Origin of the sequence: Citrobacter sp. Cu096, assembly GCF_030332285.1 — a bacterium.
Classification (GTDB): domain Bacteria; phylum Pseudomonadota; class Gammaproteobacteria; order Enterobacterales; family Enterobacteriaceae; genus Citrobacter; species Citrobacter meridianamericanus.
On the sequence record NZ_JAOWID010000027.1, the window covers coordinates 1 to 6781 of the forward strand.

Genomic DNA, 6781 nt, shown 5'->3' on the forward strand with positions numbered 1-6781 from the left:
CCATGAGTGATTTTTATATACTCATTATAATCTTTATAGGTGACCTTATATTTGCCAATCATAAAGTCATTCAGCCTGACCTTATGCAGGTATTTATCATCCTGGTTCGAGCTGAAGGGCAGCTTTTCCCCAATCAGCGGACCGAAGTCCCCCATTAAAAACTCACCGCCCGCGACGGGAACCATATTATCCAGCGAGCGTTTCACCAGCGCCTGGGTGAGCTGCTGGTTTTCCGCACTGGAGCTGTTATCACAGCCGGTCAGCGCCAGCAAAAATATCCCCGGGGTGAGAAATTTCAGAATATGCGCCGTCATCCGTTATTCACCACGCAGCGAAGGCCAAAATTGGGAAGGAATTCGTTATCTTCTGCTATATGACCGTCAAAAAGTGGGGAAGGGAGATTCGACTTACGAAACATGGTCAGGGCATATTGATAATCTCCTCCTGAATATCCTCTCATAACCTTCCTGTCGCCGCTCTTCGGTCCCTGTGGGTTATCAACCGGCGAGTGCGCATAGTAGTCCGCCGCATACCAGTCATTAGCCCATTCATCACCGCTTAGCCCCATGTCATACAACCCCAGTGGATTGGGGGGATATTTCCCGACCGGGTAAATCGATATCCCTACATCGTTCATTTTTGCTCTTTCATCAAAGGTGGGAACATTGACTCCGCGCTCTATTTTTCCGTTACTGGTGGCATAGGGCAAATACTGTCCCCGGGAGCGGGCCGCGTATTCCCACTGCGCCTCGGTGGGTAAATCCACCCGTTTACCCGACATTTTACCCAGCCACAGGCAGTAGTCTTTGGCCATCTGCCAGGGGACACTGACGGGAACGTCATCCGCCAGTAACTTCTCACCAAATACATAGGTAAGCTTTTTTCCATGGGTGATTTTTATATACTCATTATAATCTTTATGCGTGACCTTATATTTGCCGATCATAAAGTCACTCAGTCTGACCTTATGCAGGTATTTATCATCCTGGTTCGAGCTGAAGGGCAGCTTTTCCCAAATCAGCGGACCGAAGTCCCCCATTAAAAACTCACCTCCCGCAACCGGGACCATATTATCCAGCGAGCGCGTCACCAGCGCCTGCGTGAGCTGCTGGTTTTCAGCACTGGTGCTGTTATCACAGCCATTACAAAATGCTATTGTTACTAATAGCGCGGCGCAGTATTGCTTATTCATTTTGATATCCTTAATTAAACCGTTCTGGTCTGTCCATCATCACTCATGGGGTCATGTGTCTGCTGCTGGTCAATCAACGCTAAATACCGATCCATTAATTCATCGGGTATAGGTTTAAACGGTTTTTCTGGTGAAACCCTCTCCGGAAGATTGTTATATAACTCAGGTAGCTTCTTACCGTAATGGGTAAAAAATACGGAATCATTCTCACCGTCGGAAAGGAATGTAATTACCGTCTGCTCATTTTTATTACGGTCACCTTTTCCCTTGCCAGGGCTTTCAGTAATATGCTGCATAACATTGTCGTAATCGGCTTTACTCTGCACCCATTTCAACGCCAGGAAGATGGCCTGCTTACGGCGTTTCATTGGCCCTAATTTCCAGGAATTAAACGTGAGCGGGTTATTGTTTTGGTTTCGCGGGTCGAGAGGGTCCGCCCAATTGATATCCATTAACTGTGCAATCAGTGCGCCTTTGGTTTCCGGTGGCGAGTATTTAAACTGGTCCGGGTTATTCAGCACACTTTCCATCAGCTTAACCCGGTTATTTTCATGCTTTAAATCATTCGTTAATTGAGCAATGATATCCTTTGTCTCTTCGACCATAGCAACCGCCGCCTGGACGCCACGGGCCGCCATAATTAAGGGGATGGCGCACAATGCCTGAAAGGCGTCTAATTCCATCATGTCGACTAACTTCTGATAATCAACGTTGCGCAGCATGTACATAAAGCTTTTCATAAAGGCAAAATAGCAGCCGCCATCAACCTCAAACCCCAGACTCCCCTTTGCACCAGCTCCCCAGCAAAATGCCGCTTTGCAATAAATACGAAAACGCCCCTGGATGTAGGTGACGTAGAAAACCGCGCTTCCCCCCACTCCCGCCTGAAGCGATACCCCTATTTCCAGCTTCGCAATTGCCGCAAATTTCCGTTCTTTGTTGACGATGGTCTTACCGTCCGTCTTCTCGACGTTAGCGGGAGGCGTGTCGTCAGGATGCGGGTCGAACCATTCTATGGCGCCGCTGATATTGCCCCCGAACTGAGCACCTACAAAAGCGCCAATTTCCCCGCCGCCCTGCGCTTCAGGTGCTTCCGGAGTATGTAAATTAATTTTTCGTTTGCCCGGCAACGGCGGGGGAGGAAGCTCCGCTGGACGGCCTTTAATACCGTAACCTTTGCCCATTTCACTGCTCCAGTCGAGCGTCGCGCCAACCTCAACGGCCACACTGGCTCCGACACTGCCGGACAACACCATTTTCAGGGCAAAACGTAGCGCCCCCATATTACAGATACCGCCTGGCGTTTGCGGTGTATCGGCTTTCGCCGGAAACAGCAGACTGATGCCTAACCTGTCCGGAACATATAAAGTGCTTTCTGCTTTCGCTTCACCTAACGCAAAACTGGCGTGCCCCTCTAATTTCCCTTCTACCTTACCCTGAAGTGGATTAAATTCCGCGGATAACCCTGCGCCATGGCTGAATCGCATGAGCTGGGCCTGAGCGCTAATATCAACATACTGATGATAGACGGACTCATCAGCATTCCCCCCCTTCGGCCAGGACAGCGATTTGTTCATCTCTTTTGCCCAATCGCTGACAATAATGTTGCTATCCTCACAAATATCAAATTTGAATTTAACAGAGGCCTCTTTCAGCTGTTTTTTAAGTTCCTGGGGGTCTATTTTTGCCTGGCGCACCGTTTTATTAACAGCTTTACCATTCTCATCTTGTACGGTGATAGTTTTGTCATGGTACTTAATAAAGCTGGCTTCACCTGTTTTTTTATCAATATTACTCAGCTTATATCTGCGCCAACCTTCTTTGATCTTATCAGAACGAATATAAGTTTTCTTGAATCCAGTGACAGAGCTTTTATTAAGGGGAATTAACTCCATGATGCCAATGGCACTCTCCTTCATTTTTTCATCCAAAAGTTCCCCTTCAGGGGCATTGGCCGTGAGAGTCATTAATTCCTGACGAAATGCTTTGTTGGCTTTATTGAGTGCGGCGTATGCTTCTGTTACCTTACTCTGAAGTTGTCTTTCTGGTACGGTATCAGCCTGTAAAATTGCCGCATAATTGGCTTCATCAAGATCTTTCTGTGCCTGTAACTGTTTTTCCAATAATCCTGATAAAAAGTAGTGCTCTTCCTGAATTGCTTTTTCAGCGCCTGCGTCAACACAGAGTATGGTCGCGCTGCCTGGGTGGAGATAAAGTTCTGGATCGTATTTACCTTTAACAACTTTTCCAGAGCCTTGCGCAGAAGTTTTAGTTTGCTCTTCACCTGTTGCCATAAACACCTCCCTGTTTATAGTTTAAAAATCAAAGTAATTCGATATCTAAAGATTCAGGCTGTGCGGTATATACGGTAATGGTTTTGCCTTCAGCATCCGTGACCCCCTCATATACGTTTCCCTCTCCTGTTTTAATTCGATAAGGTACGAAAGGCATAATCTCTCCGGAATCCTCATCTTTGGCGATAAAGAAATCATTAAACCCTTTCGGTAGATCTGGTTTTGGCAGGTCATAATCAGCAGCCATTAATTTCTGCACGCTGATAGATTTGAGCAGAATATTTTTCGGACAGCCGATCTCCACATTACCGCCGCTGAGTCTGATATAAGCTCCGCCGCAGTTCAGCACCAGTTCGTCGGCTGCCGTCACTAACACTTTGCCCTCCACGCTTGTGATGGAAATGTCCTTTTTCGCCACCGCGTCTATGCCGTCATCCTGAGCCTGTATCTCAACCTTCCCTTTTGCAGCAAATAAACGTATACCCAGCTTCAGGGCCAGCAGACTGATGGCTTCCCCCGCCACGGCAGTAAATTTCTTCATCACGCTGATATCGGTATTTCCCCCCGCGACCAGCCCCACGCTTTCACTGCCGGACGACAGACGCACCGACTTCGGACTGCTGATGCTGATGTGCTCCGGGGCATTGAGCACAATCCCGGGCTGAGTAAGATTGTTTAACGCTGTATTCAGTGCCTTTGCTGTATCTGAATCTGCCGGCCAGGCCTGTGCGATATCGGCAGCATTCGCCAGGGCATCACTCACAGACAGCGCCTGAGCCATTTGCGCGGCAGCATTTTTCATCTCCAGCATCGTGCCTGCAGCCTCACACTGCCTGTCCGAGGTGATAAAAACCCCTTTCCCGCCGCGTACCGCCACCCAGTCATCCGTGCGCAACTCGGCCCCCTCGCCCCGCAGCGCACGCTGTGCATCCACGTTATGCCCCAGGTTCAGCTGCGTCTTGCCGCCGTACTCGGTGCTGAGCTTGACGTGCTCCTCGCCCCGTTTGTCTTCCATGCGCAGCTTATTATTCGCGGGTGTGCGAATGACGTTGCGGGTGTGGTTTGCCTGTGTCACGTGGTCCGGATGCCGGGAGTCGTGCAGCGCATGCGCGATATAGGGCCGGTCCGGGTCCCCTTCATGGAACGCCACCGCCACTTCTGTGCCCTGTATCAGCGGGAAGTGAATCCCGTAAGTGTCGCCGCCGTAGGGTCTGGCCAGGCGCAGCAGCATACTCTCGTAACCCTGCTGTTTGCTGTCCTGGTCGGCATCGAACTTCACCCGGTACAGCCCCTCCGCCGTCTGATGCGCGTAGATGTCCCCGCTCTTCGGGCTGCTGACCCGTGCCGTCAGCGTGCCGCTAACCTTCGGTCTCGCCTTCAGTGCCGGACGCCAGCACTGCGTCTCACTGTACGGGACCGCCGCCAGCGACACTTTCAGCGCATCTTTCCTGCTGCCGCTGAACCCCGCCCGGACCACCACCACCGGCTGCTGCAGCACACCCGGCAGCGTCGACGGCACGCTGTTGTCGGTTATCGTCAGCACCTGTCCCGGACGTAACCCCGCATCCGTGCTGAAACCCGTTATCAGCGTCTGCTCCGCCAGAAAACGCTCGTGGTCCAGTCGCGCCCAGAAGTTCCCGGTTTCCGCCGCCGGATCGAATGCATCCCCGGTTTCAAGATGGCGCGGTTTGTAGTGATACACCTCGCCATAGCGCATTTCCTCGCCTTCGCCGCCGGTGATATCCGCCCTCGCCGACTGCAGCACCTTCTGCGCTTCGCGGTGGTTATAGTCTTTTGTCGTCACTCCCGCCGGTGCCACCTGGTGCAGGATGTTCAGCCCCCAGACGGAATCCGCCCCGCTGTCGCTCATTCCTGACGGGCTGTTCAGCGTCAGCCGTTTATCAAACTCATAGGCACTCTGCTGGTCTGCAAAATGCACCACTTCCGTCCGGGTATCCGGCTGCAGCGTGAAGAAGTAAAATATCCCCACTTCCGCCAGCAGACGCTCAATGAACGCCAGGTCGCTCTCCTGGTACTGATTTATCTGCTCACGCTTCGGGTAACTCTGCGTCAGCGTGAAGTCATACTCCCAGCCGTGCAGGGCGTGTTCCTGCAGGATTTCACCCACCACTTCCGGGACCGATTTGTTTATGAAGAAACGGTGCGTGCGGAACTGTTTATCCAGCAGGGAGAGATAAGGCTCAATGATGATTTCATGGCTGACCTGGTCGCGCGACTCCGTCAGACGCCGGAAATGAGTCACGACGCCGTGGACGAATTTCACGGGCAGGGCATGCAGTAATTCCCCGCCTTTCATGGTCAGCAAAGCCGGCTGGTTCAGGAACATACCGGCGGTCAGCTCTGAAGCGCTGCAGGTAAAACGGACTGAATAATGGTAACGGACGCTTAACTGCTCCAGCCCCTCAAAACGTTCCACATCCAGTTCATGCGGGCATGAAGAAACCGATAAACTGTAGCGGTTAAGAGTGGGCCCTGATGTTATTTCCATATTCATAGCGTTAACTCCGTTTAATAAAGAGAATTCCATCTAACATACTTAATTAGCACATCAAAAATTATTAATACCTGATGTTAATAAAACATCTCAGCACACTCACTCATTCCCATCCAACCGTTTTCCTGCGTAGTGTGAATTCCTTTGGCATGTTCCAATAAACAAAAAGTCATTATTTATACAAATGAATATTATAATCAAATGAAGCCGTAATATTTTGTTCTGGAGCTGGTAATATGTAAGCTACAGCCACTCCTATAAACCTTAGCTATAAATTTCTCGATACGGCTTACCAAGTTTCTTCACTAATATCCCCACATCAATATTCATCTAATATAACCCCGCCAGCACGACCAGTTCTTCAAGTACATGGTTCTCCCATCATGACCCATTGGGTATCTTCTGGTGGAGATAATGTCCGGTTCCGCTCTGAAACACAACCCGATAAGATTACCAGTGGAGCGAAAAATAAATATTTCTATATCATCTACCAATCCCTCGACAAAGTTTTAATCCATAAACAGATAGTTAACTTAAAACGGTTGAAATGAAAAAAGAGAACTATACTTATGACAATATAATCGATTTATCTGTCCTTCATCATTTTATAAATTGCTTCAATACGTCAATGTCAGGGAAGGTCTCTGTTTTCGGAACAGTCGTACCGTCAGGATAAATCAACGTCCCGTAAACTCCTTTCTCTTTCTTTTTCGGGCCTATGCTCCGGACTAATTTATCTGAATGTAACAGGGGATAAAATATAATAGAATTGATATTTAA

At 49.6% G+C, this 6781-nt stretch carries 4 protein-coding genes and 1 pseudogene; all 5 read right to left on the reverse strand.

Annotation, left to right across the window (positions count from 1 at the left end; translation table 11 throughout):
* Positions 1–314 (reverse strand): SUMF1/EgtB/PvdO family nonheme iron enzyme (locus tag OGX99_RS12165; RefSeq protein ID WP_286543675.1); only part of this gene is annotated, 314 nt, incomplete at its 3' end.
* Positions 311–1192 carry a formylglycine-generating enzyme family protein gene (locus OGX99_RS12170; RefSeq protein WP_286543677.1) on the reverse strand — a complete coding sequence of 294 codons (882 nt, stop codon included), beginning with the start codon at positions 1190–1192 and terminating at the stop codon, positions 311–313. The genes OGX99_RS12170 and OGX99_RS12165, both read right to left, overlap by 4 nt.
* 14 nt (positions 1193–1206) lie before the next feature.
* Positions 1207–3486: a hypothetical protein gene (locus OGX99_RS12175; RefSeq protein ID WP_286543679.1), complete on the reverse strand. Its 2280-nt coding sequence runs from the start codon at positions 3484–3486 to the stop codon at positions 1207–1209.
* A gap of 28 nt (positions 3487–3514) precedes the next feature.
* Positions 3515–6001: a type VI secretion system Vgr family protein gene (locus OGX99_RS12180; protein ID WP_151218385.1), complete on the reverse strand. Its 2487-nt coding sequence runs from the start codon at positions 5999–6001 to the stop codon at positions 3515–3517.
* A gap of 600 nt (positions 6002–6601) precedes the next feature.
* Positions 6602–6781, reverse strand: a pseudogene (locus tag OGX99_RS12185) (hypothetical protein); the annotation flags it as partial.

Excerpts from the sequence above, each read along its gene's own strand:
- OGX99_RS12170 (WP_286543677.1), bottom strand. The coding sequence starts at position 1,192 with ATGAATAAGCAATACTGCGCCGCGCTATTAGTAACAATAGCATTTTGT.
- OGX99_RS12175 (WP_286543679.1), bottom strand. The coding sequence starts at position 3,486 with ATGGCAACAGGTGAAGAGCAAACTAAAACTTCTGCGCAAGGCTCTGGA.
- OGX99_RS12180 (WP_151218385.1), bottom strand. The coding sequence starts at position 6,001 with ATGAATATGGAAATAACATCAGGGCCCACTCTTAACCGCTACAGTTTA.